We start from the raw sequence: 24,868 nt of genomic DNA on the forward strand, positions 1-24,868 counted from the left end.
TAAGATTAATTTTTCTCAATTTTGAAAGTTATTTAAAATATAAAAAACATATATTTTACTAATCAATCTTTTAAAATGATTATTATGGTAGAAATTTTTGATGAACTTGGTTATAAAAAACAAACATGTAAAACTTGCGGACAGGAGTTTTACTCCCAGGTGGATAGAGACACCTGTGGTGATGCTCCATGTGATGAGTATGAGTTTATTGCAAACCCTGCAACCGATAAGCCATACAATTTATATGAAATCCAAAAGGTGTTTAGAGAATTTTTAGAAAGTGAAGGACATACTCATGTCCATAGATATCCTGTTTTAGCTAAAAGATGGAGAGATGATGTCTTTTTAGTTGGAGCATCTATTTTCTGTTTCCAGCCATGGATTACATCAGGTCTTGTTAAACCACCGGCCAATCCTATTGAAATGGCTCAACCATCAATCAGGCTTAATGATGTAGATAATGTTGGAAGAACCGGTCGTCACATGACCTGTTTTACAATGGGAACACATACAGTTATTAACAAGGAAGATGATTTTATCTATTGGGAAGATGAAACAATCAGACTTTGTCATGAGTTCTTTGCCCACATTGGAATTAACACTGAAGAAATTACTTTCATCAAATCCTGGTGGAGCGGTGGAGGTAATGAAGGGCCATGTTATGAGGTATGCTGCAGAGGAGTGGAACTTGCAACATTGGTTTTCATCCAATATGAAACCTTGGAAAATGGTGATAAAAAAGAAATCCCAATTAAAGTTGTGGATACAGGTTATGGATTGGAACGTATTGCATGGATTTCACAAGGAACTCCAACAGCTTATGATGCTTGTTTTGCACCTGTTGTTGACAAACTAAAAGAATTGACTGGCGTTGAAATTAATGAGGATATTCAAGGAAGAAATGCGCAAATTGCGGGAATGATGGATATTGAGGATATCGGTGACTTGAAAGAATTAAGACAGCAAGTTGCAGACAGTTTAAATCTTTCTTTGGATGAGTACTTAAAAGCCGCTGAACCGATGGAAGCGATTTATATTATTGCAGACCATACTAGATGTTTGGCATTCATGTTGGCTGATGGTATTATCCCATCCAATGTTAAGGAAGGATATTTGGCAAGATTGGTTTTAAGAAGAACTATTCGTTTCATGAAAGAGTTAAACATGAAAGAATCCTTGGCTGATGTAATGGAAATACAATTGGATTTCTTATCTAAATTCTATCCTGAAATCCGTGATTCTGAAGAACATATTATGAATATCATTACTTTGGAAGAAGAGCGTTATGCTACAACCGTCAAAAAAGGTAAAAGCATTGTCAGAAGATCCATCAAAAGACTTAAAAAAGAAGGAAAAACTGAAATGCCTCTTGACATGCTGATTGATTTATATGATGCTCATGGGATCCCTCCAGAAACTGTTGTTGAAATGGCGGGGGATGGATTTACAGTAAATGTTCCGGACAACTTCTTCACTCAGGTTGCAGGAGCACATGAAAAAGACACTTCCAGCAAAAAATCCACATTTAAACTGGACTTCCCTGAAACTGATTTATTGTTCTATAAAGATTTCTACCAACAAGAATTTGAAGCTGAAGTTTTAGGTTTAGTGGAAAAAGACGGCAAGCAATGTTTGATTTTTGATAAAACAACATTCTATCCTGAAGGAGGAGGTCAACCTTCCGATATTGGTGAAGTTTCCATTAACGGAAATGTCTTTAAAATACCTCATGCCGATAAAGTTGACAATGTTGTCCTGCATTATGTGGATGGAGACATCACAGATGATGTGGTTGGACAAAAGGTAACTGGTAAAATTGACTGGGCAAGAAGAATAACTCTTGCACGTCACCACACTGGAACACACTTGGTAATTGCGGCTGCAAGAAAAGTGTTAGGTCAGCATATCTGGCAGGCAGGATCACAAAACGGTCTTACAAGAGCACGTATTGACTTATCCCATTACAAACGTATCACACAAGAAGAATTGAATGAAATTGAAAAATTGGCTAATGAATATGTGATGGAAAACATCGACTTGGACATCCAATTCCATACAAGAGATGAGGCACAGGAATTATATGGATTTGTACTTTATCAGGGAGGTATCGTTCCAGGTAAAATGATTCGTGTAGTTAAAATACCTGGCGTTGATGTTCAGGCCTGTGCGGGTACACATGTATTAAGAACTGGTGTTGTCGGTCCGATTAAAATCAATAAGACTGAAAGAGTTCAGGATGGTGTTGAAAGGATTGATTTCTCAGCAGGTCTTGCAGCAATCGATTCAATGCAGCATGACGGTGAAATCCTGCGTGAAAGTTCAGCAATATTTAAGGTTGAAAATGATCAATTGCCAAAAACCTGTGACAGATTCTTCTCTGAATGGAAATCACAGAAAAATGAGATAGACAAATTAAAATCCGAGATTGCTTCTTTAAAAATGAACTCTCTTGCTGATGACTATGATGAAATCAATGGTCTTAAAGTTGTTCATCAGTTAATGGACAGTGATATTAAGGAACTTCAAAAGATAGCAACTGATTTTACTGACAACGGTAAAGCTGATGTTGTTATCATGGGTAACAATGATGGTAAAATTGTCGGTGCAGCATCCCAAAATGCTATTGACAACGGAGTTAAGATTAATGATATCATTAAAACTGCAGCCGGAGTTTTAGGTGGTGGCGGTGGAGGCCGTCTTACATTAGCACAAGGTGCTGGTAAAAACACTGAAAAGATGGATGAAGCTATTAAAACTGCTGTTGAATTAATATAAAAAATGTAATGAGAAAAGTTATTCTTTTCTCAAAAAACTTTTTTTCATAAACCATAACTGCTTTTATCATAATTTAATTTGTACATGAACTTATAATATTCGTCATGGTTTAGTCTGCCGTCGCCATTGGAATCAGAATCGGCAAACATCTTGTTTTGAATATTTTTTGGTGTATGCGCTATATTCATGTCACTTAAATATACATATCCGTCTCCATTTTTGTCAGTATCTTCAAATGAATGTGAATAGCTGAATGATTGGTAATCTGGTTCTGTCCTTGTTGAAGTTACTTGGCTGCTGATTTCAGTCACTTTGCTTTCAACGGTCATCTTGTTTGTTGCAGAGGATTTAGCATAATTTTCATCTCCTGCAAATGAACATGTAACTTCGTAATCTCCTGGTTCAACATTTGGTGTTATTGAGGATAAACCTTGAGAATTCGTTGCCTGATTGAAAGTATATGTGTTCTGATTATTTTTAAAGGTTATTTCAATAGTTTTCCCGGCTACTCCCTGTGTGTTGCCCATTAGCTGAACTGTAAACTCTCCTGAACTACTTATAGGGGATTGTGTTATTAGATTAATTGATGTATGTTCTCCAAAGAGACCAAATCCATGTGTTATTATTGCTATGGATATAACAAGGATTATTACTACAATTAATAGTCCGTAAATTAGTTTTGTATTGTCTTTTTGTGAAGAGTTATTCTTTTTGGGGATTTTTTCTCCACAGTTAGGACAAAATGATTCATTTTCATCATTCAATTTTTCACCGCATTTACTACAATATTCACTCATAATTGTATATTTGGTAAGATAATATTTATAAATATTAAAATTTAAAAGTTATATTTGCTGTTATATTTTAGTAATATCTAGACATTATGTTTGGATATTGAAGGGATTACTATTATCTTCAGCTATCGTATTAATTGAAAGAGATGTTTAAATGAAGTATGATTTAATCGTAGCAAGATATGGTGAAGTGGGCTTAAAAAGCTCAAAAGTACGTTCTCGTTTTGAAAGAAAATTAGTTAAAAATATCAAGTCTGCAATTGATTGTGATGTTGACAGAAATCAGGGCAGAATTTACATATTTCCCAAAAGCTTTGATGATGCAGTAAATAATTTAAACAGGGTTTTTGGTATTGTATCTTACTCTCCGGCTATTTCTACATACAGTAACTTTGAGGATATTGATAAGACTTTGGGAGAATATGTTGAGAATTTGGCTAGCGAAAACATGATTGATGAGCAGACCAAATTTGCAATTAAATGCAGACGTGTTGGAGATCATGATTTTACCTCTCAGGAGATGGCTGCATTTTGTGGAGGGGTTGTGAGAAAAAGAGTTCTGGCACCTGTTGATTTAACAAATCCTGAATTAACAATATTTGTTGAAGTTCGTGGTGATGACACTTTTATTTATCATGAAAAAATTCCAGGACCTGGAGGATTACCTTTAGGAACTCAGGGAAAAGTGGTTTGTCTTGTATCCAGTGGAATTGATTCTCCTGTTGCAACTTATCTGATGATGAAAAGGGGTTGTGAAGTGATTGCACTTTATTGTGATAATGACCCGTTCACATCCAAAAAAGCTTTAGAAAATTATAATAAATTGGTTGATCAGCTTCAAAACTATGCTGCAGGTGTTCCTATTAAAAAACGTGTTGTCAAATATGGTGAATACTTGAAAAAAGCCAAAGAAGATGCTCCGGAAAAGATGACTTGTGTTTTATGTAAATCAGGTATGTATAAATTGGCTGAAAAATTAGCTAATGAAATGGGGGCACTGGCTATTGTAGATGGAAGCAGTGTAGGCCAAGTCGCATCTCAAACTCTGAATAATATTCTAGCAACTAGATATGGTGTTGATATGCCAATTTTATCACCGTTAATTGGTTTGGATAAGGCAGAAATTACTAAAATTGCTGAAGAAATTGGAACATTTGAAATATCCAAAATTGATGATGGTGGATGCAGTGCGGTTCCAAGATATCCTGAAACCAAAGGTGACTTGGACAGATTTAAAGATGCCTGTGAGGCCATGAATCAGGATGATGTTATTGAAGAGGTTTTTAAAACAATACAGCATTAATAGTAATGTGTTATTGGCAGCATCATTAGACCTGTCAGGAAGATTATGATAAATGTAAGGACATACATTTCCTTATTTTCTATTTTTTTGTTTTTCAAATTAATTATCAAAGGAACTAAAAATATTGGTAGGAATTATCTTGTTTGAACGCCAATAATTATATTTGAACCAACAGGTGTCCATTGCAAGTAATAAAAAACATACATTTTTAGCATTATTTTAGGATAAATAGATATTTTTAATAATCATCATAATTAAACAAATTATTTGGTGTTAAAATGAGTACTTTTAATTCAATCGAAGAAGCAAGAGAATTTTTTAAAGGTGACAAGTTTGCAACAAACCTTGGTGTTAGCCTGGAAAAATTGGATGAAGATAGTTGTGAATGTAGTTTGGAATTAAATGACGGCCATAAAAATGCTGTTGGTGGTGTAATGGGAGGAGTCATGTTCACTTTAGCGGATTTTGCATTTGCAGTTTTGTCCAATAATTTGCATTCTCCTACTGTTGCTCAACAAGTCAGTGTTAACTATTTAAGTGCTCCTAAAGGAAATAAACTAATTGCCCGTGCGGTATGTAAAAAGAATGGGAGAAGTTCATCTATTATAAATGTTGATGTTAGTGATGATACTGGCAGAGATATCGTACAATTCGTAGGTACGGGTTTTAAATTATAACATTCTTTTTTCTTTATTTTCAAAATTAATTTTTTGATTACTACTAATCATAATTATTATATACTAATCCAATCAAAAATATTATCATATGCTTAATTAATTTTTTAAGTTCATATAAGACTTAATATTTTTTGAGGTATTAAAAATGAAAACTACAGTTAGTGTAATTAAAGCTGATATCGGAAGTGTTTCTGGTCACTGTGTTGCACATCCAGAATTAATGGATATCTGTGATGAAGTTTTAAACGAAGCTTTAGAAACTGGTATTTTAAAAGACTATTATGTTTCCCGTTGTGGAGATGACATTGATTTAATCATGACCCACGACAAAGGGGAAGAAAACGAAGAAGTTCACAAAACTGCTTATGATGCATTCATGAAAGCTACTGCAAGAGCACGTGAATTGAAATTATACGGTGCAGGTCAAGACTTATTGTCCGATACTTTCTCAGGTAATATCAAAGGTATGGGTCCTGGTGTTGCAGAAATGGAATTTGAAGAAAGACCATCTGACCCTGTATTAGTATTCTGTTGTGACAAAACCGAACCTGGTGCATTCAACTTACCAATCTTTAGAATGTTTGCAGACCCATTCAACACTGCAGGTCTTGTAATTGACCCAAGTTTACACGACGGATTCAAATTTGAAGTATTCGATGTAATCGAACACAAAAAAGTTATCTTAGATTGTCCTGAAGAAATGTATGATTTACTCGCATTAATCGGTTCAACCGGTAGATATGTTATTAAAAGAGTATGGAAGAAAAACGGCGAAATCGCAGCTGCAATAAGTACTGAAAGGTTAAACTTAATGGCTGGTGAATACGTTGGTAAAGACGACCCAGTAGCAGTTGTAAGAGCACAATCCGGATTCCCTGCAAACGGTGAATGTGTAGATCCATTTGCATTCCCTCACATGGTAAGTGGTTGGATGAGAGGATCCCACAATGGTCCAATGATGCCTGTTTCAGAAGCAGAAGCAAACCCAATCAGATTTGACGGACCACCTAGAGTCGTCGGTTTAGGTTTCCAAGTAGCTAATGGTGAATTAGTAGGTCCTGTAGACTTATTCGATGACCCTGCATTTGATCCTACTCGTGAACAAGCTGCTAAAATCGCAACTTACATCAGAAGACATGGTCCATTCGAACCTCACAGATTACCTGCTGAAGAAATGGAATATACTTCCCTTCCTGGTGTAATGAGCAAACTCGAAAAAAGATTCGAGGACATGGATTAAATTTAAAGAGATTTTCTAATCTCTACTTTTTTTACTTTTTTTAACTAATTTCTAAAATGATGGTTGATTTTTCATTTGTGTGCAGTTATAATTGTATAGCTTGATGCATTAACTGTAATAACACAATTGTCAATATGAACATAGTAATTTTTACCTTTTCGTTCGACAACGGATTCATCCTTGAGAATTTTCTTTTTGCAGTATTCAACAACATCTCCATTAATATCTAAATTTCTGGAAATTCTTCCAACGCCCATTTCAGTTGTATGGATTTTATTGATATTCTGTATTAGGGTTTCCTTTTCATGCATCTTGACACCTCTTTTTTGCATTTTAATATTCATTAAAAGAATTTATTTATATAGTTATTATATAATCTATTACTATGTCATTTTTAAAATTTATTATCAAAAATCCATTCAGGAGAAAGAATAGTGCTATACTGGCTATTGTTGGTATATGTATTGGTATAGTAGTTATTGTCGCTCTTGGTGGTATTACAAATGGTTTGGTATCTACTTTTGAAGACACTGTCCATGCGGGAGGTGCGGATTTTACTATTTCAGGTAAAGAAACGGGAAATTCAGCGTATGGTACTAATACCATTGACGCTAACTGGACTGATAAAATAGCTAATGTAAGTGGCGTTAGTGAAGCCTATCCGATTTATGTTATTTTAACGTCTGTGGGGGATGATTATATGAACACATTAATTGGAATAGATCCGAACGGTACAACTATGGCTGATATTTCAATTAGTGATGGTCGAATGTTTAAGGATAATTCCTCAGAAGTGATTTTGGGAAAGATTTATGCCGATGATAAGAATTTGTCTGTTGGTGACACATTAAAAATTGACGGTGAAGACTTTAATGTTTCCGGTATTTATGAAACGGGTGACTCCAATATGGCGGGGGCGGTTTTCACTTCAATTGAAAAGGTGGCAGATATTAATGATGATTCAGACAGTATATCAAATATCTATGTGAAGGTAGATAAGGGAGCGGATGCTCAGGAAGTTGCAAATAGGATTGATTCTATGTATGGAGATAATATTACCACTGTCTCCTCTGTCATGGAAATGGAACAGATGGCAGACATGTTAAACATGCTTAAAGCATCTTCTTGGGGTATTTCTCTTTTAGCTATTGTTGTTGGTGCATTGGGTATTATCAATACAATGCTGATGTCTGTTTTTGAAAGAACTCGTGAAATTGGTGTGTTAAAGGCGGTGGGATGGTCTAATGCTAAAATTTTAACAATGATTGTTGGCGAATCATTGGTTATTACCGTATTGTCTGCAATCATAGGGTCTGTTCTTGGTGTTGTTTTGTGTACTGTTTTAGGTCCTATGATGAATATTAATGCAGTTTTCACGCCAGATATTTTCATACAGGCATTTGGAATAGCGATTATTGTTGGAATTATTGGGGGATTGTATCCTGCTGTCAAGGCAATTAAATTACCTCCAACTGAGGCATTGAGGTATGAATAGGTGATTTTATGGATAATGTTGTTGAAATTAATAATTTGGTTAAAACATATGAAAATGGCCATATTAAGGCTTTAAATGGTATTGATTTAACAATTGGTGAAGGAGAATTTGTATCAATAATAGGGCCTTCAGGTTCAGGTAAGTCAACATTATTGAACATGCTTGGTGCACTTGACCTGCCGGATTCCGGTTCAATTAATGTTGCGGGATACGATTTGATTTCAAATAAAAAATTAAATGAATTCCGGGCCAAAAAAATTGGTTTTATTTTTCAGTTACATAATCTGATTCCAAATTTATCCGTCGTTGAAAACATAGAAATTCCAATGTTCACCTCCAAATTGTCCAATAGTGAAATGAGGGTCAAAGCATTGGATTTGCTTGATATTGTGGGTCTTCGAGATAAGGCATCACAAAAGCCATCAAAATTATCTGGTGGTGAACGGCAAAGGGTTGCTATTGCACGTGCACTTGCAAATGATCCTTCAATTATATTGGCTGATGAACCAACAGGATCACTTGATTCAAAGACAAGTACTAAAATCCTTAAGCAATTAATTGATTTGCACAGATCCCAAAATGTAACATTGATAATTGTCACACATGATATGGATGTGGCTAAACTTGCAGACAGAACTATTGAAGTTTTGGATGGTAAACTTGTTAATGCTGGTGAAAATTCTCTTTTGGATGATAAGATAAATGTGGATTAATTTCCACATTTTTTATAAGGATGATGTAAAGTATTTAATGCATAAAATACTATTATATTATGGGGTGGAAAAATTGAATATCAAATATTTGGCTATTGTCCTATTTTTTGTCCTTGTTATTTTTTCAATATCTGCAGTCAGTGCTGCTAATGAAACTGTAGCAGATGATGTTAATGAAATTTCAGATAGTTCTATTGATTCCATTAATCCAAGTAATTCTAATGGGAGTTATAATATAAAGTCTCCTGCCGATAATTTAAATGGTAGTTTTGGGTTTTTTTATCCAGATTATCTTTACAGTAATTCTAATAATGCCAATTCTTCTGTTTCAGAGGATGTTTCTTATTTAAATTTTTCAGGAAGTTATTCCAGTGATTTTCCAACTTTAGAAGTATCAGTTAAAACGGATGAAAATAAAGGAATGTATAATTTTATTGATTTGTCTTTAAACTTTGAGGATTATTCTTTAAATATTAATAATAGAAATTTTTTCTTTACTTTAAATCAGAGTTTTAAAAATTCTTCAAATAATCACTTAAATGAGGATAATAATATAATAGATGTAATTACGTCAATAAAAAATAATAATTTATTTTTAAATGTTAATTTTTTAAATTTAAGTAATCAAACTATCGAGTTATATTCTTCAGAAAATTTTTTAAATAATCTATTAAATATGATACTTTCATTTTTTAGTTCATTATTTAAATAATTCTTTTTTTAGTAATCATCAATTGTATCGTGGATGATTCTTAGTGCATCAAGCAATCCGTGTGAATATTCAATGCATCCGAATGCTGTTCTCATATCTTTTTTTTCAAGGTAGTATTTTGAATCATTCCAATAATCAACAGCCCTGTCATATACTTCTTTTTCTTTTCCTGTAAACTCAATGTGAGCAACCTGATTTAAATTTCTTTCCAATTTCTGAATATCTTTAGCTATTTTTTCTGCACTTTCCAAATCACTCATTTCAACGCCTTCCAAACATGATAAATTCTTTGTCCAACAGTAATATATGATAAAATTACAAGGATTATGATTACATAAGTAAAGTAAATTGGCTGTGTAAAGTGTCCTATTAATGCACCAACCATTAATATAATCATACGAACAGCCCTTTCAGCTATTCCAACACTACAGTCTACACCTTGAGATTCTGCTCTAGCACGAACATAACTTACAGTAATTGCAGAATGGATTGCTAAAACTCCTATAAACCAATCGCAATATCCACCAAATATTATACCAATATAAATAATTGCATCTGCAAAACGGTCCATTGTTGAATCAAGAAATGCTCCAAATTTAGATGATCTATTATGATATCTTGCAACAGCACCATCAACAACATCTAAAAATCCGGAAAGTAGGATAGCTACGCATCCCAGAAGCAATAAATGGTTGGCAAATCCATATGCTGCTAAAATAGCAATAAATGGAGAAATCACTGTTACAATGTTTGGATTAATATTCAAATTTCGTGCAAGCGGATTCAATATTTTTGTTAATAATGGTCTTAGACTTTCAAGCATACTTAAATATATTAAGAAATTATCATATATAATTATTTAAAAATCAAGGATTATTAAAAATGAAAATATTAAAAACTGATAATGCAGCACCTGATGAACATGTAATTAATGAAGCCATTGATGTGTTGGCTAATGGTGGAGTTATCATATATCCTACAGACACGGTCTATGGATTAGGTGCTAATATATTCAACAATAAGGCTGTTCGCAATGTTTTTGGTATAAAGCAAAGAAATTTATTAAAACCATTATCTATTTTGGTTTCAGATACCGATGCGATAGATTTGGTTGCAAAAGTTTCATTATATCAAAAAAATACTTTAGAAAAATACCTGCCCGGACCATATACTTTTATATTAAATAAAAATTCTATTATTCCAAGAGTTGTAACTAGTGGTTTGCCGCATGTTGGAGTAAGAGTTCCTAAAAATGAGATTGCATGTAAATTGGCAAGCTTGTTTCCAATAACCACCACAAGCGCTAATTTATCTGATGAGGAAGTATTGTCTACTCCTAAAGAAATTATTGATCAATTGGGTCGTGATGTTGATTTGGTAATTGATGTCGGACCTTTAGATTCTAAAAATGCATCAACTATTGTGGATTTAACAACACCACAACCAAAATTTATAAGAAGATAAAAAGAGAATTAATCTCTTTTTAATGGACAAAATCCAATTATTCCAAGTAAAATTAATAGTATGAGTAATGGATTTCCAGTTGATTTTTGAATATCAATATCTTCTTGCTGATTTTTTTCATTTATGTCTGTTAAATTAGTTTCTGTTGAATTATTAACAGGTATTGTATAAATTGTTTCATAACTGTTTTCTGTTGTGTTGTTTTCTGGTATTGTTTCGTTTTTTATTGTTTCATTTTCTGGTTTTTCTTGTGTTGTGTTGTTGTTTTCTGTTGTGTGGTTTTCTGGTATTGTTTCGTTTTTTATTGTTTCATTTTCTGGTTTTTCTTGTGTTGTGTTGTTGTTTTCTGTTGTGTTGTTTTCTGGTATTGTTTCGTTTTTTATTGTTTCATTTTCTGGTTTTTCTTGTGTTGTGTTGTTGTTTTCTGTTGTGTTGTTTTCTGTTGTGTTGTTTTCTGTTGTGTTGTTTTCTGTTGTGTTGTTTTCTGGTATTGTTTCGTTTTTTATTGTTTCATTTTCTGGTTTTTCTTGTGTTGTGTTGTTGTTTTCTGTTGTGTTGTTTTCTGGTATTGTTTCGTTCTTTATTGTTTCATTTTCTGGTTTTTCTTGTGTTGTGTTGTTGTTTTCTGTTGTGTTGTTTTCTGGTATTGTTTCGTTTTTTATTGTTTCATTTTCTGGTTTTTCTGGTATTGTTTCGTTTTCTGTTGTGTTGTTTTCTGGTATTGTTTCGTTTTCTGTTGTGTTGTTTTCTGGTATTGTTTCGTTTTCTGTTGTGTTGTTTTCTGGTTTTTCTGGTATTGTTTCGTTTTCTGTTGTGTTATTGTTTTCTGTTGTGTTGTTTTCTGGTTTTTCTGGTATTGTTTCGTTTTCTGTTGTGTTGTTTTCTGGTTTTTCTGGTATTGTTTCGTTTTTTATAGTTTCATTATTAGTATTATCATTTTTATCTCCGAGAATATTATTCAGGATATTTTTATAGGTTAATTTATATCCAAAAAAGTTTTGAGCTCCTTTTTTATCAGAATCAAGAACTTCAAAATCAAATATTACTTTCGTTGTATTGTTGATTATTTTTTCCTCACCATGATCTGATATAACCCTACCTGATTTTGCGATATTTTTTATTTCATTTATTATTTCTTTATCTCCGTATTTGTAATCATCTGAAAATGACCAGATTATTTTTTGAGTCTCTCTTGGATTTTTAATTATGTAATCATAAAATTCTACAAATAAAATTTTTAAATAGTTCCCGATTTCATTTTTGTTGTTATTGTTTATTGCTGCAGATGTATCTTTTACTGTAAATCCATCTCCAATTTTTGCTCCTGCCTGTCCTTTGTTAATACAATATCCATTATATCCATCATTAAATGATATATTCAAATAACCTTCATTATTAATTCCTTTGTCTGTTGATTCTACATTTTCACCAATTCTGTCACTTTCATTTTTTGGTGAATTTTCAATATTTCCTAATTTATTTTCTTCTTCAGCATATGGATCAGTTTCCATCATCATTAATTCATTTGTATTATTGTACGCTGATGCTAATGTTATGCATGACATAATTGCTATTATTGAAATAAATAAAGTTATAACCTTTCTTTTCATTAAATTTTCACCTCGTTTTCGGGGTGTTTATTGCTTTAATAAAATTTTACTTATAAAGATTTGGTAACTTTTTAGTGTCAATTTATATATTTTAGAAAAACAAATGGTTTATTATGAAAGTATTAGCTAACTTTGAGGATAATCATAAGATTCCAACAAATTCAAGTATCGATAATTTATTAAACGGGGGATTTGAAAAAGGTACTGTAACCCAAATTTTTGGTCCTCCAAGTTCTGGTAAAAGTAATATTGCTTTGTGTTTGGCAGTTAATGTTGCCAAATCAGGTAAAAAAGCTATTTATATGGATACTGAAGGTGGAATTTCAATTGATAGAATTAAACAAATTGCAGGCAGTGATTTTTCACAAGTTGCTAATAATATAATGGTTTTTGAACCAACTACTTTTCAGGAACAAGGTGAAAACATCGGAGCTATTGAATTGTGGCTTAGAAAGAACCATGCAGATACTGATATATTTATTTTGGATTCTGCCGTAGCACTATATCGTGTGGATGATATGAAATCATCCCGATTAAATAAGGAATTGGGTAAACAAATGGGAATTCTTTCAAAAATAGCCCGGTCTTTTGACATTGCCGTTATCGTTACCAATCAAATATATAATGCATTTGATGATGAAGGAAATAATGATATACGTGCTGTTGGAGGTATGGTACTTCAATATTGGAGCAAAGTCATAATTCAATTGGAGCGTGGTGAAGAAACAAATCAGAGAATCGCCACATTAAAACGCCATCGAAGTATTGGTGAAGGTCGGCAAGCCGTTTTCCGAATTAATTCTCGTGGGATTAATTAGCATTAATTTTATAAATAACTTAAAATAAATATTTACTTTGTAGTTTACATGTGATATTATGAACGATATAAAGAACCCTAAGAAAAAATTTAAAAAGACTGAAAGGGTACCTCCTGAAGGATATGACTCTTCAAATGATTTTTTTGAAGATGTATTCATGGATAAAGATATGATTTGGATGGGTCAAAATACAAATCACCTTCACGGAGACATTATAGCTGATGCAATGGCAAGTTGTGTTATGGAAAAAGAATATTCTAAGTACCCTCCTCCAGAAGGTTTTTCAGAACTTAGACAGTTGATTTTAGACGATTTGAATGTAAAAAATTGTGAAGTACTTTTGACTGCGGGGGCGACAGAATCTTTATATTTATGTATGCAAGCATTACTTGAACCTGATGACAATGTTGTCTTATCCGATCCAGGTTACTTTATCATTGGAGATTTCGCAAACCGTTTTGCAAATGAAGTTAGGTATGTTCCAATTTATAACGAGGAATGCGGATATAAATTAACTCCAAAATTGTTAAGGGAAAACATGGATGAAAATACAAAAATGGTAATTTTAATTGATCCATTAAATCCGTTAGGTTCCGCATACACAGAAGACGAATTAAAAGAATTTGCCGAAATAGCTATTGAAAACGATTTATACTTATTACATGATGTAACTTATAAAGATTTTGCAAGACAACATTTTTCTGCAGAAGATTATGCTCCAGGTCAAACATTAACAATTTACAGCTTTTCTAAGATATTTGGAATGGCTGGTTTAAGAATTGGAAGTGTAGTTTCATCAAAAGCTATTATAGATGTTATTAAAAATGCGGTTGTAAATGATTTGGGTGTTAATATCATAGCACAATACGGTGCAATTGCAGGTTTAAAATCTAAAGATGAATGGGAAGATAAAATTCGTGATATTTCATTCACCAATCAAAAATTAATCAAAGAGATGATTGATGAAATTGATGGCGTATTTTTGCCTGTTTATCCGTCTGATGCTAACATGATGGCAGTTGATGTTTCTGGTGCCGGAATCAATCCTAAAGAATTATCAAATTATTTATTTAAACGCGGAATTTTTGCAAGGGAAGGTGAATATACTTCTGAATTGTTTGGAGATAAGTATTTGCGTATCAGTTTCTCTATTCCAACTGAAGAAATTGAAATATTTTGTGAAGAATTCCCAAAAGCTATAGAAGCATTAAGACAAAAATAATCGAGGGTTAATGATATGCGATTTAGATATCATCATCCCATTCCTAATTTTTTTAAAGTTGAAAATCCAATCAATCCTTTAACTACTATTTCTGAAGATTTATTGAATGAACTGGAAGAATTTATCCTAAATAAAGGCTTCGTTGGTGTTAGCTATTCCAAATTGTCTGATGATTTTAAGGGTATGTGGGATATTGACTGGGATAATATACTTATTTTAAAATATGAAATGTCTGAAGATATTTTAAAGATGAAACCGTCAAAGGAAAAGACAGTACTGGAAGATAAGGAATTTCAGGATTTTGGACATAGAACATTTGATATTGTTGATTTTTTAAGGAAAAATGATTTTGAAGCTGATTTGATTCATCCTTTGGATGATACTGTCAGCTTAAGGTCTATTGCAATGCAGTCCAATGAATGTGTCATAACAAGAAATAACATGTGTATGTTTAAAGAGGGTATTAATTTAGGTCTTTTCATGATTAAAACATCAATAAAAAATTTACCTTATAAAAAAGAAAATGATATGTTGTGGGTTGAAGATTTTTGTTCGACCTGTGGTGTTTGCATTGATAGGTGTCCTGAAAATGCATTTGATGAGGATGGAAAAGTAAAAAGGAAAGTTTGTACTGCCCATAAGGAAGGTTGCAGCAAATGTGTACTGCTTTGTCCTTTCTTCAAGAGGGGTTATGATAAAGTCAAAAAAAGATATGATAGAAAAAAAGTGAGGTAGTAATATGGATGATAAAATAGCTTTGGTTTCTTGTAGTGGATTAAGTCCATTGGGTTTGGTTGTAAGGGCAGCTACTGTTGAATTGGCATTGGATAATGAAAATATTGTAGCGGCATGCATCACAGAATATTCTGCTCAGCCAAATACCTGTTCACCAATACTTGATGATGCAAAAATTGTATCAATTACCGGATGTGCTGATGACTGTGTTTCAACAATTTTAAAAGAGAAGGATGTTGATGTGGTAAAGAATATTGATGCTGAGACTGTTGTTAAAGCATTTAATTTAAATCCTAATGATTCCATAAGATTGGATAATGATGGTGAAGAAGCAGTTAAAGTATTAAAAAGATTCATATTAAGTGAATTGAAGCATATTTAAGAAAAATAATTTTTTCTTTTCTATTTTATTTTTAAATTGGTGTGGTTAATGATTAGAATATGAATTCTAATCGGATAAATAGTAATATTCGCCTTTTTCTTTTTGTTCACGATCCAAATAACTGTCCAGTTTGTTTACTCTTGGACGTTTTGTTTCTTTATCACGTCTGAAAGTAATGTTTAGATTTCCTAAAAATTCGTTCATGGATGTTCTTAAATCTGTTGGTTTTGATGCATGACCTTCAAGACCCGGTGTACCGTTAAATACCATTGCTCTATCTGAAATGTAATCGATAAATACAATATCGTGGTCTACAATAAGTGATGCTGCATTTCTGCTTTCAACCATTTTGCGGATAACTCTTGCAGCAACAAGCCTTTGTTCCACATCTAAAAATGCTGTCGGTTCATCGAATAAATAAATTTCAGCATCTTTTGATAATGTTGCAGCTATTGCTAATCTTTGAAGTTCCCCACCACTTAATTTTGAAACCTGTTTTTCCAGCATGTCATCAAGTGCAAACGGTATCATTATTTCACTTTCAAATATTTTACTGCCGTAACTAGGTGCATTCATGTATAAAAAGTCACTTACGCTACCTTCAAAGTCACTAACTAAGTATTGTGGCTTGTAAGCTATTGTAACCTCTTCATCAACTTCTCCGGTAGTTGGCTTTTCAACGCCAGCTAGCATTTTAGCGAAAGTGGTCTTACCGATACCGTTTGATCCGAATGCAGTTACAATTTCATCATAAAATATGTCACCTGCGTCCGCACTTAATTTAAATCCATCATAATCTTTGGAAATATCTGAATAACTTGCAAGGGCATCTCCTTCATCTTCAGGTGTTGGTGGCCTTATTGTAAATTCAATAGGATTTCTTCTGATTCTTACATTTTCTTCAGTTAAAAATCCATTAATATATGCATTAATACCAATTCTCACACCTTTTCTCCCGGATACAACACCGTATCCTCCAGGAGTACCATATAATATGTGGACATTGTCTGACAATGCGTCAAGGGTTGCTAAATCGTGTTCAATAACCAAAACACTTTTTCCTTCTTCTGCAAGTGATCTTATTACTTTAACAGCATTCAATCTCTGGGATACATCTAACCATGATGTAGGTTCGTCGAAGTAATAGAAATCCCCTTCTCTTAATACTGTAGCAGCTATTGCAACTCTTTGAAGTTCTCCACCACTCAGGTTTTCCATTTTTCTGTCTAAAACATTTTCAAGTTGTAACTCTGTGCAGACATAGTCAAGTTTGCCTCTTTCATTCACATTTTCAAGCAGGTCTTTTACTTTACCTTTAACAACTTTTGGTAACTGGTCTACCATTTGTGGTTTTAAAATAGCTTTTATTTCGCCATTGGATAATTTTGAGAAGTAACTTTGAAGTGCTGAACCTTTATAATATTCAATTACTTTATCCCAATTTTCCTGTGGGTTTTCAAAGTCTCCAAAGTTTGGAATTAAGTTTCCAGATAATATATTCATTATCGTTGACTTACCGATACCGTTTGGCCCTAAAAGCCCTAAAACAGTTCCTTCTTCTAAATTTGGAAGTCCGAATAATTCAAATTGGTTTTGACCAAATCTGTGGATAGGTTCACCAACGGCTTCTGGTAAGTTAATAATACTGATTGCATCAAATGGGCATCTGTTTGTACAAATACCACAACCTTCACATAACTGTTCTGATATTAAAGGTTTTTTAGTATCTTCGTCAATAACTATGGTGTCTTCATCCATCCTAACACCAGGACAGTAATTAATACAAAGATAATCACATTTTTTTGGTTGACATCTGTCCTTGTCAAGTATTGAAATACGAGTCATTGTTATCTCCTTAAATTAAAAAATAATTATTAATAATAAAATTATGTATTTAATAATTTTTAAACTTTAATATTTTAGATAAAATTTATATTAAATTAAATAAAAATAATAATAATTAATCATCATAGTTTAAAGTGATTTTATGAAACAGGTAATGGTCGTTAGAACAGATTTAAAAATGGGTAAAGGTAAGATTGCAGCCCAATGTTGTCATGGATCTATTGGGGCTTATAAAAGAACCTCTCCTGAAAAAATTAAAAAATGGGAAAATGAGGCTTATGCTAAAGTTGTTTGTAAAGTGGGCTCTTTAGATGAATTATTGGAAATTAAAAAGCAGATTGCTCAAAGAAATATTTCATATTATCTTGTAGTTGATGCTGGAAGGACTCAAATACCTACATCATCCGTTACGGTTTTGGGAATCGGCCCTGATGAGGATGAAATTATTGATGAAGTGACCGGTGATTTAAAACTTTTATAATTGATTATTGGTTTAATTATAGCTATTTTTAATTAAATGTGGGTGTGATCATTATCATAAAGCAGGTTGTAAAAATTGGCGGTAGCTTATTTCCGGAAAATGCGATAGAATTGGCAAAAAAACTTAAAAATACTAATTCATTAATTATTTTGGGTGGTGGTGAATTTGCAAATCTTATTCGCAAATATGACTCAAATTTAACTTTTTCTAGTGAAGTAACTCATTATACTGCAATTGATTGTATGGATATAATTGCAAAATTGGTTAATGATAAGGTTGAATCTGCTAGATTAGTTTATTCTATTGATGAGGCTCAAAAAGTATCTGATAAAAATTTAACACCAATTTTTGTCGTTTCTGATTTCTTAAAAAAAGAAGATCCTTTTGAATGCTCATGGGATGTCACTTCTGATTCCATTGCTGCATATATTTCACACCTTTTAAATGCAAACCTTTTAATAGTAACAAATGTAAATGGTATATATACCCGAGAACCAAGTGAGGAAGGTTCAAAATTTATTGATAAAATTGATGCAAAAAAACTGCTAACTTTTGAAGAGTCATCAATTGATTTAATGTTGCCTTCTCTATTAATTGAATTCGGGACTAATTGTTATGTTGTAAATGGAATGTATCCTGAAAGGGTCTTATCTCTTATAGATGATAATATAAATGATTACAATTTCGATTACACACTAATAACAGGTGATTAGATGAAAGAAGTAGAATGTATTTCATGCAAACAAGAAATTCCATTAACTGGACCATTTGTTGAATTCGAATGCCCAGAATGTGGAGCTAAAATCGCAAGATGTGAAAAATGTCGTACCTTTGGTCACGCTTACAAATGTGAATGTGGATTTGAAGGTCCTTAGATAAATGGAGGAATTTATATGGCAGATGTATTAGCAACTATGAAAATTATGCCTGAAAGTCCTGAAGTAGACTTAGAAGCATTAAAAGAAACTATTCAAAATGGATTACCGGAAGATGCTGAATTCCAAAATATTACTGAAGAACCAATCGCTTTTGGTTTAGTAGCTTTAATCTTAAACTTCACTATTGAAGATGGTGAAGGTGGAACTGAATCTACAGAAGAATTCATCTCTGGTTTAGATGACGTAGCTAGTATTGAAATTACTGGTATTGGAAGATTAATGTAGATCTTTCAAATCTTTTTTTATTTTTATTAAAACAAACTGTTGCATTAAGCAACATTTATATATGAGAAATTTCATATTATTGTCTGTGATAATATGAAAAATTATGAAGATATTATAAATAATTCACCATTCATTTTAAATCATTTAATTTCACTTAAGGAAACTCATGATTACTATTTAAAGCAATTTCTTAAAGAAACCGAAATAACTTATTCTCAATATTATATGTTTATGCTTCTTTATTATGAACCTAATGTCAATCAGTCAGACATTGCAAAAGCATGCTTTATGAATCGCAGTGGTGTGTCAAGAGCATTTTCAGATTTTGAAAAGAAAGGACTTATTGAACGTAAAATAAATCCTAATAATAAACGAGAATATATTACTACGCTAACTGATAAAGGATTAAAAACTGCCAGATTTTTGGAAGAAAAAGAGCTTGAATGGGATGCGATGATTTGTGAAGAACTAGATTTAACTCATAGTGAATTAATGGATTCACTTTCTAAATTATCTATGAAATCTTTATTGTTTAACAGAAAAAATTTCTAATCATCGCCATATAATTCATAATATTCTGTTTCATCAATCAGGTCAGATCCGCATTCTTCACAAACCATATTTGATGGGTCATTTAAACATCCGCACACTGAACATGTAATCATATCATCACCTCTTGTATATATTTTGTGTATATCTATATATAAATATTATTAACTTAAATCAATTTTTTTAAGTGACTTCAACAAGCTTTAAAAAGTATTTTGACTTATCAAATACCTATGTTTGAATTAGTAATTGCATGTTTTATAGGAATATTGATTGGTACAACAACAGGAATGGTGCCGGGAATTCATGTCAATACGGCAGGAGCAATACTTTTTGCTTCATCTACATTTTTGCTGACTTTTTTAAGTCCTGAATTTCTTTGTGTGCTGATGGTTGCAATGTCAATTGCACATGCGTTAATTGAATTTGTTCCCTCAATGCTTTTAGGTGTTCCCGAAGAAGGAACGGCCACATCAATTCTTCCAGGACATAGGATGGTATTGCAGGGCCGTGCAAAAGAGGTTATAAGGATTGTGTGTGTCGGAGGATTTGGTGCTATTATTGTTACAATATTGATGCTTCCTGTTTTCAATATTGTTTTGCCAATGTTGCATGAAGTGTCGAAGCCATTTACATGGATGATCTTACTTTTTGCTTCTATTTATTTAATTTATTCTCTTACAAGCACTCACAGGGACTTTTTATGGTCATTGCTTCTGTTTGTACTTTCAGGAATTTTGGGCTGGGCGATTTTTCAAACTCCCATATCTTCAGGTGTCACATTAATGTGTACCTTTTCGGGCTTATTTGGAATAAGTACAATTTTATTTAGTTTAAATGACAATTCCACACTTCCACATCAAAATTCCTTTTATGATTTGGATATTGATTTAAATAAGTTCAAAAGTATTTTTGCAGGAGGCATCACTGGTGCTATTTTGGGATTTTTACCAGGTTTCGGACCGGCTCAGGGAACAGTTATTGCACAGGCCGCCAGCGGAGCCAGTGATAATGATGACGATGATACAGTTAATTTTTTGCTTGCTACTTCTGGGCTGAACATTTCGGATTGTCTTTTTTCATTGATGGCGATTTACATTATTGGTAATCCTAGAAGTGGAATTGCGGTTTACATGTCTTATCTTATTTCACAGATGACTTTAAACCATTTGATAATTTATATTTTTGCTTCACTTCTTGCAGTATCAGTATCATTGGTTTTGGCATTGAAAGTAGGTGACTCATTTTCTAAACTGATGGGCAATGTTGATTATAAAAAACTTTCAATAGGGGTTATATTGCTTCAAATAGTAATCTTATTTATTTTCATATTCTATTATGAGGCACCTTTGTGGTATATGATTTTAGCTTTAATAACATCAACCGCTATGGGAATGCTGCCTCATTATTTGGGTGTTGGTAAATCTCATCTGATGGGAGTTTTGATTATTCCCGCCATTATTATATATATGCAGATGTTTTTGTAGAAAAAATGGATTTCAGATAATTAAAACATTATCTGCTATTTTTTCTGCTTTTTTTATTATTTCTTCTGCATCATCATTTGGAAATGCATCAATTACGCATAAATCAACTTTTTCGACTTTTAAATCTTCAAAAGCCTCGTTGTATATTTCATAATCTCCATTAACTTTATTAACTTTTAATGTTTCTTTTAAATTATCAATGGCTTCAGGATAAATATCATTAAAAATTACCTTTTTAAATCCATATTTTAACAGGTATGTTCCTATGGCGCCACTGCCGCACATTGCATCGATTGCAGTACCGGTTTTGATGTCATTGTTATCCAGATAGTTGTGAAGCTTAATTAACTTTGATTCTGTTGTTGGAGCAACTTCGATGTGGTGTTTGCTTTGATGCTTGTTGATTATTATTTTATCTCCAAGTATTGTTCTCATAACATTTGTCTGCACGTCACAGCCTTCGAGCAATTCAAAATGATTGATTTCGCTATTTTTATTAAGTTGTCCAACAGTATCCTGAGGACTTCCCTTTAGAACTCCTTTTACTTCTGGAACTTCATTAATTAATATTTTGGCTATTTCATTGTTGAAATCTGGATGTAATAAAATTAATGATTTTTCATTGATGAACTGTGGATTTAAGCTGCTGTAATAGAATTCACTTAAGGGAACTGGGCTGTTTCGACGAAGTGAAGCATTTTCTGGAGCAATATTTTCTTCAATCATTATTTTTAGTATATGGCTCATAACAATGTCGATTGGTCTTTTGCCGCAAATGCATTTTTTATAATCTCCAGTTAATTCATTAAAATCGATAACCTCTTTTAATGGACTAAATTTCTTGATTTGAATATCTTCACAATTTTTGCATTCATGCAATTTTTCAATTTTTTCATCTAAATTTTCAAAGTCTGTATAACAATTTTTTCCGCAGCCACATTTTCCTTTCATGTTCTTATATTGATTTTACTTCATAATTATAATTTCACTCGTAATAAAAATTTATTAATAAGTAATACTAATCTATTTTTACAAAATATTTTCAAAAACGGTGATTACATGAATCAAGTAAAAAATACCAATAATCTAATACAGACTTACGAAGTATTTAAACAGAAATATACTCCTCAGGAGGAAGCTCTTTTAGTAGAAATCCGAGAAAATCTTGTTGATTTAGCAATTTCTACTGGTGAGAATTTCCAGCTTGATGAAAATAAATTACTGAAAGACATTAAAAATTTTTTACTTTCCAGACTCTCTTTTGAATCAGATAATGTGTCAAATGAATATGTTGATTCGCTTGCTCAGAAATTGCTTCAGGATATAGTTGGATATGGTCAGATAGATCCGTTAGTTCATGATGATGATTTGGAAGAGATAATGATAATTGGCATAAACAAGCCCGTTTTTGTATATCACAGGAAATACGGTATGATGAAAACGAATATTGTATTTAGGGATGAAGAGGAATTGATAGACCTTATTGATGTAATGGCAAGACAAATCAACAGGAGAATAGACCAGGAATCACCTATACTTGATGGTAGACTAAGGGATGGGTCAAGAATAAATGCAACTATTCCTCCTGTTTCTGCTGATGGCCCTTCATTGACTATTCGTAAATTCAAAAAAGACCCTTTAACTATAGTTGATTTAATTAAATTCAATACGATATCTATTGAACTTGCTGCATTCTTATGGTTATGTTTTGATGGTTTGGGCGTTAAATCAGCTAATGCTATTATCTCTGGAGGAACAAGTTCAGGTAAGACTACAACATTGAATGCATTGACTGCTTTGATTAATCCGAAAGAGAGGATTATTACAATAGAGGATACATTGGAGCTTCAAATTCCTCATGAACATGTGATAAGGATGGAAACAAGACCATCTAATACAGAAAATCGTGGAGAACTGACGATGAATGATCTTGTTAAAAACTCATTGAGGCAAAGGCCTGACCGTATAATTGTGGGAGAAGTTCGTGCAAATGAGGCTATAACATTATTTACTGCATTAAATACTGGACATTCAGGTTTTGGAACATTGCATTCAAATGATGCAAGAGAAACAATTACAAGGCTAACTAATGATCCAATGTCTGTTCCTGAAATTATGATAACAGCTATTGATTTTATTATTATGCAAAATAGAATTTATCGTCCTGATGGGGTGTCATATAGAAGAATCAGTGAAGTTGCAGAAGTTGTTGGCATTGAAGAGGGTACGGTTCAACTGAATAAGATATTTGAATGGAATCCTGAATCGGATAAAATAGAAAATGTCAGTATCGCTTCAAAAACATTAACAGAAATAGCTAAATTAACCGGACAGACATTAAATGATTTATATAAAGAAATTGGAAATCGTCAATTGGTTTTGGAGCACATGATTAATAAGAATATTCGTTCGGTTGAGGGTGTTCAGGCGGTATTGGAATTGTATTACAAAAATCCTCAAAATGTTTTAAGTCAGATTATCAAAGGACAGTGATTCAATGCTTGATAAACTATTTGTCAATGTTGGAAATGTTGTTTTAATAATTTATAATTTCATTATTAACTTTAAATTTCCATCATTAGATTTTAATAAAAAAGAACAGTCATTGGCTTTTGATATTTCACAAATTCAGAATATTAAAGATGAAAACAACTCTTTTGATGAAATGAGAATTTCTTTTTTAGAATTATTCATTACTAAAAAAGTTGTATTTGTTTTGTCATTAATTGCAATGATTCTTTTGATTTTTTTAGGATTGGAAATATCATTGATTTTCATGGTTTCAATGTTTATGCTATATGTTTTTTTAAAGATTTATCCTCAACTGAAACAGAAAAGAGCTTATGGTGATTTAAATCAGGAGTTGCCATATGCATTGCGCCATATGGGAATTGAACTTAAATCTGGAAAAGGTCTGCAGGATACATTGCTTACCGTTGCCAATGCAAATTATGGATCATTTTCCCGGGAATTAACAAGAGTTTTGGAACATGTGCGCTATGGCCAATCAATGGAAAGTGCTCTTTTGGAAATGTCAAATCGCATTAATTCTGAAGGTCTTTCAAGGTCTATTCAGCAGATTGTCGGAACCCTTCGTGTCGGAGGTAACTTGGCTCATAGTCTTGAGATAATTGCCGATGACATATCATTTGATATGCATGTCAAACTAAAGGATTACTCTCAGAGATTAAATTCATTCATATTGATTTATACATTTGTGGCTATTTTGGCTCCGGTTATCTTGTTGATTATGCTGATGGCAGCTTCTACTGTTATGGGTGATATTCTACCATCTAATATAATAATGTTGATGTATGTGGGTCTTTTTCCAATGGTTGTGGTGTTTATGGGTTTATTTATTAAAAAATTGGAACCTAAAATTTAATAGAGTACATCTATTAAA

General features: G+C 32.5%; 27 protein-coding genes. 20 read left to right on the plus strand and 7 right to left on the minus strand.

Annotated features, from left to right (window positions below):
- Window positions 1-75 precede the first annotated feature (75 nt).
- On the plus strand, window positions 76-2,775 hold the full coding sequence (alaS, locus tag SM9_RS01725) for an alanine--tRNA ligase (RefSeq protein WP_058738500.1): 2,700 nt from the start codon (window positions 76-78) through the stop codon (window positions 2,773-2,775).
- A 44-nt stretch (window positions 2,776-2,819) separates the two neighbouring features.
- Here alaS and SM9_RS01730 read toward each other — a convergent pair whose 3' ends face one another.
- Window positions 2,820-3,572 carry a zinc-ribbon domain-containing protein gene (locus tag SM9_RS01730; RefSeq protein ID WP_083495805.1) on the minus strand — a complete coding sequence of 251 codons (753 nt, stop codon included), beginning with the start codon at window positions 3,570-3,572 and terminating at the stop codon, window positions 2,820-2,822.
- Between the two features lie 151 nt (window positions 3,573-3,723).
- Here SM9_RS01730 and thiI point away from each other — a divergent pair, with 151 nt between their 5' ends.
- From thiI to fbp, 3 genes are all read left to right on the plus strand, one after another.
- Complete coding sequence (gene thiI / locus SM9_RS01735) at window positions 3,724-4,872, plus strand: tRNA uracil 4-sulfurtransferase ThiI (protein WP_058738502.1); 1,149 nt, start codon at window positions 3,724-3,726, stop codon at window positions 4,870-4,872.
- 278 nt (window positions 4,873-5,150) lie between these two features.
- Window positions 5,151-5,549: a PaaI family thioesterase gene (locus SM9_RS01740; protein WP_058738503.1), complete on the plus strand. Its 399-nt coding sequence runs from the start codon at window positions 5,151-5,153 to the stop codon at window positions 5,547-5,549.
- A 145-nt stretch (window positions 5,550-5,694) separates the two neighbouring features.
- Window positions 5,695-6,789 (plus strand): fructose-1,6-bisphosphate aldolase/phosphatase, encoded by a 1,095-nt coding sequence (gene fbp / locus SM9_RS01745; protein ID WP_058738504.1) that lies wholly within the window; start codon window positions 5,695-5,697, stop codon window positions 6,787-6,789.
- Window positions 6,790-6,860: 71 nt separating this feature from the next.
- Here fbp and SM9_RS01750 read toward each other — a convergent pair whose 3' ends face one another.
- Entirely contained in the window at window positions 6,861-7,100 is a 240-nt protein-coding gene (locus SM9_RS01750; protein ID WP_058738505.1) for a DUF3781 domain-containing protein, read from the minus strand.
- 74 nt (window positions 7,101-7,174) lie between these two features.
- Between SM9_RS01750 and SM9_RS01755 the strand changes: the two genes are divergently transcribed.
- The 3 genes from SM9_RS01755 (at window position 7,175) to SM9_RS01765 (ending at window position 9,709) form a co-directional block, all read left to right on the plus strand.
- Window positions 7,175-8,284, plus strand: coding sequence for an ABC transporter permease (locus SM9_RS01755; protein WP_058738506.1), 1,110 nt, complete (start codon window positions 7,175-7,177; stop codon window positions 8,282-8,284).
- Between the two features lie 8 nt (window positions 8,285-8,292).
- Window positions 8,293-8,997: an ABC transporter ATP-binding protein gene (locus tag SM9_RS01760; protein ID WP_058738507.1), complete on the plus strand. Its 705-nt coding sequence runs from the start codon at window positions 8,293-8,295 to the stop codon at window positions 8,995-8,997.
- 73 nt (window positions 8,998-9,070) lie between these two features.
- A complete protein-coding gene (locus tag SM9_RS01765; protein ID WP_157064632.1) occupies window positions 9,071-9,709 on the plus strand; it encodes a hypothetical protein in 639 nt (212 codons plus the stop codon).
- An 8-nt stretch (window positions 9,710-9,717) separates the two neighbouring features.
- Here SM9_RS01765 and SM9_RS01770 read toward each other — a convergent pair whose 3' ends face one another.
- Both SM9_RS01770 and pgsA read right to left on the minus strand, forming a co-directional pair.
- Window positions 9,718-9,969 carry a DUF357 domain-containing protein gene (locus SM9_RS01770; RefSeq protein ID WP_058738509.1) on the minus strand — a complete coding sequence of 84 codons (252 nt, stop codon included), beginning with the start codon at window positions 9,967-9,969 and terminating at the stop codon, window positions 9,718-9,720.
- On the minus strand, window positions 9,966-10,532 hold the full coding sequence (gene pgsA / locus SM9_RS01775; RefSeq protein WP_058738510.1) for an archaetidylinositol phosphate synthase: 567 nt from the start codon (window positions 10,530-10,532) through the stop codon (window positions 9,966-9,968). The genes SM9_RS01770 and pgsA overlap by 4 nt, the downstream gene beginning before the upstream one ends.
- A gap of 59 nt (window positions 10,533-10,591) precedes the next feature.
- Between pgsA and SM9_RS01780 the strand changes: the two genes are divergently transcribed.
- Entirely contained in the window at window positions 10,592-11,173 is a 582-nt protein-coding gene (locus SM9_RS01780; protein ID WP_058738511.1) for an L-threonylcarbamoyladenylate synthase, read from the plus strand.
- Window positions 11,174-11,181: 8 nt separating this feature from the next.
- Here the strand turns inward: SM9_RS01780 and SM9_RS01785 are convergent, their stop codons facing one another.
- On the minus strand, window positions 11,182-12,783 hold the full coding sequence (locus SM9_RS01785; RefSeq protein WP_058738512.1) for a hypothetical protein: 1,602 nt from the start codon (window positions 12,781-12,783) through the stop codon (window positions 11,182-11,184).
- A gap of 113 nt (window positions 12,784-12,896) precedes the next feature.
- Here SM9_RS01785 and radB point away from each other — a divergent pair, with 113 nt between their 5' ends.
- The 4 genes from radB to SM9_RS01805 are packed head-to-tail and all read left to right on the plus strand — an operon-like array spanning window position 12,897 to window position 15,940.
- Window positions 12,897-13,601: a DNA repair and recombination protein RadB gene (gene radB, locus SM9_RS01790; protein WP_058738513.1), complete on the plus strand. Its 705-nt coding sequence runs from the start codon at window positions 12,897-12,899 to the stop codon at window positions 13,599-13,601.
- A 58-nt stretch (window positions 13,602-13,659) separates the two neighbouring features.
- Window positions 13,660-14,823: a pyridoxal phosphate-dependent aminotransferase gene (locus SM9_RS01795; protein ID WP_083495806.1), complete on the plus strand. Its 1,164-nt coding sequence runs from the start codon at window positions 13,660-13,662 to the stop codon at window positions 14,821-14,823.
- A gap of 15 nt (window positions 14,824-14,838) precedes the next feature.
- Entirely contained in the window at window positions 14,839-15,558 is a 720-nt protein-coding gene (locus SM9_RS01800) for a DUF362 domain-containing protein (RefSeq protein WP_058738514.1), read from the plus strand.
- A 4-nt stretch (window positions 15,559-15,562) separates the two neighbouring features.
- Window positions 15,563-15,940 (plus strand): putative zinc-binding protein, encoded by a 378-nt coding sequence (locus SM9_RS01805; RefSeq protein ID WP_058738515.1) that lies wholly within the window; start codon window positions 15,563-15,565, stop codon window positions 15,938-15,940.
- A gap of 66 nt (window positions 15,941-16,006) precedes the next feature.
- On the opposite strand, the gene SM9_RS01810 is transcribed toward SM9_RS01805, so the two are convergent.
- A complete protein-coding gene (locus tag SM9_RS01810; RefSeq protein ID WP_058738516.1) occupies window positions 16,007-17,785 on the minus strand; it encodes a ribosome biogenesis/translation initiation ATPase RLI in 1,779 nt (592 codons plus the stop codon).
- Between the two features lie 142 nt (window positions 17,786-17,927).
- Here SM9_RS01810 and pth2 point away from each other — a divergent pair, with 142 nt between their 5' ends.
- From pth2 to SM9_RS01840, 6 genes are all read left to right on the plus strand, one after another.
- A complete protein-coding gene (gene pth2, locus SM9_RS01815) occupies window positions 17,928-18,266 on the plus strand; it encodes an aminoacyl-tRNA hydrolase (protein ID WP_058738517.1) in 339 nt (112 codons plus the stop codon).
- A gap of 56 nt (window positions 18,267-18,322) precedes the next feature.
- Entirely contained in the window at window positions 18,323-18,979 is a 657-nt protein-coding gene (locus SM9_RS01820; RefSeq protein ID WP_058740290.1) for an amino acid kinase family protein, read from the plus strand.
- Window positions 18,980-19,141, plus strand: coding sequence for a zinc finger domain-containing protein (locus SM9_RS01825; RefSeq protein ID WP_058738518.1), 162 nt, complete (start codon window positions 18,980-18,982; stop codon window positions 19,139-19,141). It abuts the gene before it with no gap.
- 18 nt (window positions 19,142-19,159) lie between these two features.
- Window positions 19,160-19,429: an elongation factor 1-beta gene (locus SM9_RS01830; RefSeq protein WP_058738519.1), complete on the plus strand. Its 270-nt coding sequence runs from the start codon at window positions 19,160-19,162 to the stop codon at window positions 19,427-19,429.
- 93 nt (window positions 19,430-19,522) lie between these two features.
- Window positions 19,523-19,981, plus strand: coding sequence for a MarR family winged helix-turn-helix transcriptional regulator (locus SM9_RS01835; RefSeq protein WP_058738520.1), 459 nt, complete (start codon window positions 19,523-19,525; stop codon window positions 19,979-19,981).
- A 230-nt stretch (window positions 19,982-20,211) separates the two neighbouring features.
- Window positions 20,212-21,465, plus strand: a complete 1,254-nt coding sequence (locus SM9_RS01840; RefSeq protein ID WP_058738521.1) for a tripartite tricarboxylate transporter permease — start codon at window positions 20,212-20,214, stop codon at window positions 21,463-21,465.
- Between the two features lie 12 nt (window positions 21,466-21,477).
- On the opposite strand, the gene SM9_RS01845 is transcribed toward SM9_RS01840, so the two are convergent.
- The gene (locus SM9_RS01845) at window positions 21,478-22,416 is read right to left on the minus strand and encodes a methyltransferase (RefSeq protein WP_058738522.1); all 939 of its coding nucleotides are present in this window, start codon (window positions 22,414-22,416) and stop codon (window positions 21,478-21,480) included.
- A gap of 108 nt (window positions 22,417-22,524) precedes the next feature.
- On the opposite strand from SM9_RS01845, the gene SM9_RS01850 reads away from it, so the two are divergent.
- Complete coding sequence (locus SM9_RS01850) at window positions 22,525-23,958, plus strand: CpaF family protein (RefSeq protein WP_058738523.1); 1,434 nt, start codon at window positions 22,525-22,527, stop codon at window positions 23,956-23,958.
- A 4-nt stretch (window positions 23,959-23,962) separates the two neighbouring features.
- On the plus strand, window positions 23,963-24,850 hold the full coding sequence (locus SM9_RS01855; RefSeq protein WP_058738524.1) for a type II secretion system F family protein: 888 nt from the start codon (window positions 23,963-23,965) through the stop codon (window positions 24,848-24,850).
- Window positions 24,851-24,868: the final 18 nt, after the last annotated feature.

Origin of the sequence: Methanobrevibacter millerae, from assembly GCF_001477655.1 — an archaeon.
Taxonomy (GTDB): Archaea; Methanobacteriota; Methanobacteria; order Methanobacteriales; family Methanobacteriaceae; genus Methanocatella; species Methanocatella millerae_A.

What these genes read in the sequence shown, in the direction of transcription:
- alaS (WP_058738500.1), top strand. Translation starts at nt 76, where the DNA reads ATGATTATTATGGTAGAAATTTTTGATGAACTTGGTTATAAAAAACAA.
- SM9_RS01730 (WP_083495805.1), bottom strand. Translation starts at nt 3,572, where the DNA reads ATGAGTGAATATTGTAGTAAATGCGGTGAAAAATTGAATGATGAAAAT.
- thiI (WP_058738502.1), top strand. Translation starts at nt 3,724, where the DNA reads ATGAAGTATGATTTAATCGTAGCAAGATATGGTGAAGTGGGCTTAAAA.
- SM9_RS01740 (WP_058738503.1), top strand. Translation starts at nt 5,151, where the DNA reads ATGAGTACTTTTAATTCAATCGAAGAAGCAAGAGAATTTTTTAAAGGT.
- fbp (WP_058738504.1), top strand. Translation starts at nt 5,695, where the DNA reads ATGAAAACTACAGTTAGTGTAATTAAAGCTGATATCGGAAGTGTTTCT.
- SM9_RS01750 (WP_058738505.1), bottom strand. Translation starts at nt 7,100, where the DNA reads ATGCATGAAAAGGAAACCCTAATACAGAATATCAATAAAATCCATACA.
- SM9_RS01755 (WP_058738506.1), top strand. Translation starts at nt 7,175, where the DNA reads ATGTCATTTTTAAAATTTATTATCAAAAATCCATTCAGGAGAAAGAAT.
- SM9_RS01760 (WP_058738507.1), top strand. Translation starts at nt 8,293, where the DNA reads ATGGATAATGTTGTTGAAATTAATAATTTGGTTAAAACATATGAAAAT.
- SM9_RS01770 (WP_058738509.1), bottom strand. Translation starts at nt 9,969, where the DNA reads ATGAGTGATTTGGAAAGTGCAGAAAAAATAGCTAAAGATATTCAGAAA.
- pgsA (WP_058738510.1), bottom strand. Translation starts at nt 10,532, where the DNA reads ATGCTTGAAAGTCTAAGACCATTATTAACAAAAATATTGAATCCGCTT.
- SM9_RS01780 (WP_058738511.1), top strand. Translation starts at nt 10,592, where the DNA reads ATGAAAATATTAAAAACTGATAATGCAGCACCTGATGAACATGTAATT.
- SM9_RS01785 (WP_058738512.1), bottom strand. Translation starts at nt 12,783, where the DNA reads ATGAAAAGAAAGGTTATAACTTTATTTATTTCAATAATAGCAATTATG.
- radB (WP_058738513.1), top strand. Translation starts at nt 12,897, where the DNA reads ATGAAAGTATTAGCTAACTTTGAGGATAATCATAAGATTCCAACAAAT.
- SM9_RS01795 (WP_083495806.1), top strand. Translation starts at nt 13,660, where the DNA reads ATGAACGATATAAAGAACCCTAAGAAAAAATTTAAAAAGACTGAAAGG.
- SM9_RS01800 (WP_058738514.1), top strand. Translation starts at nt 14,839, where the DNA reads ATGCGATTTAGATATCATCATCCCATTCCTAATTTTTTTAAAGTTGAA.
- SM9_RS01805 (WP_058738515.1), top strand. Translation starts at nt 15,563, where the DNA reads ATGGATGATAAAATAGCTTTGGTTTCTTGTAGTGGATTAAGTCCATTG.
- SM9_RS01810 (WP_058738516.1), bottom strand. Translation starts at nt 17,785, where the DNA reads ATGACTCGTATTTCAATACTTGACAAGGACAGATGTCAACCAAAAAAA.
- pth2 (WP_058738517.1), top strand. Translation starts at nt 17,928, where the DNA reads ATGAAACAGGTAATGGTCGTTAGAACAGATTTAAAAATGGGTAAAGGT.
- SM9_RS01825 (WP_058738518.1), top strand. Translation starts at nt 18,980, where the DNA reads ATGAAAGAAGTAGAATGTATTTCATGCAAACAAGAAATTCCATTAACT.
- SM9_RS01830 (WP_058738519.1), top strand. Translation starts at nt 19,160, where the DNA reads ATGGCAGATGTATTAGCAACTATGAAAATTATGCCTGAAAGTCCTGAA.
- SM9_RS01835 (WP_058738520.1), top strand. Translation starts at nt 19,523, where the DNA reads ATGAAAAATTATGAAGATATTATAAATAATTCACCATTCATTTTAAAT.
- SM9_RS01840 (WP_058738521.1), top strand. Translation starts at nt 20,212, where the DNA reads ATGTTTGAATTAGTAATTGCATGTTTTATAGGAATATTGATTGGTACA.
- SM9_RS01845 (WP_058738522.1), bottom strand. Translation starts at nt 22,416, where the DNA reads ATGAAAGGAAAATGTGGCTGCGGAAAAAATTGTTATACAGACTTTGAA.
- SM9_RS01850 (WP_058738523.1), top strand. Translation starts at nt 22,525, where the DNA reads ATGAATCAAGTAAAAAATACCAATAATCTAATACAGACTTACGAAGTA.
- SM9_RS01855 (WP_058738524.1), top strand. Translation starts at nt 23,963, where the DNA reads ATGCTTGATAAACTATTTGTCAATGTTGGAAATGTTGTTTTAATAATT.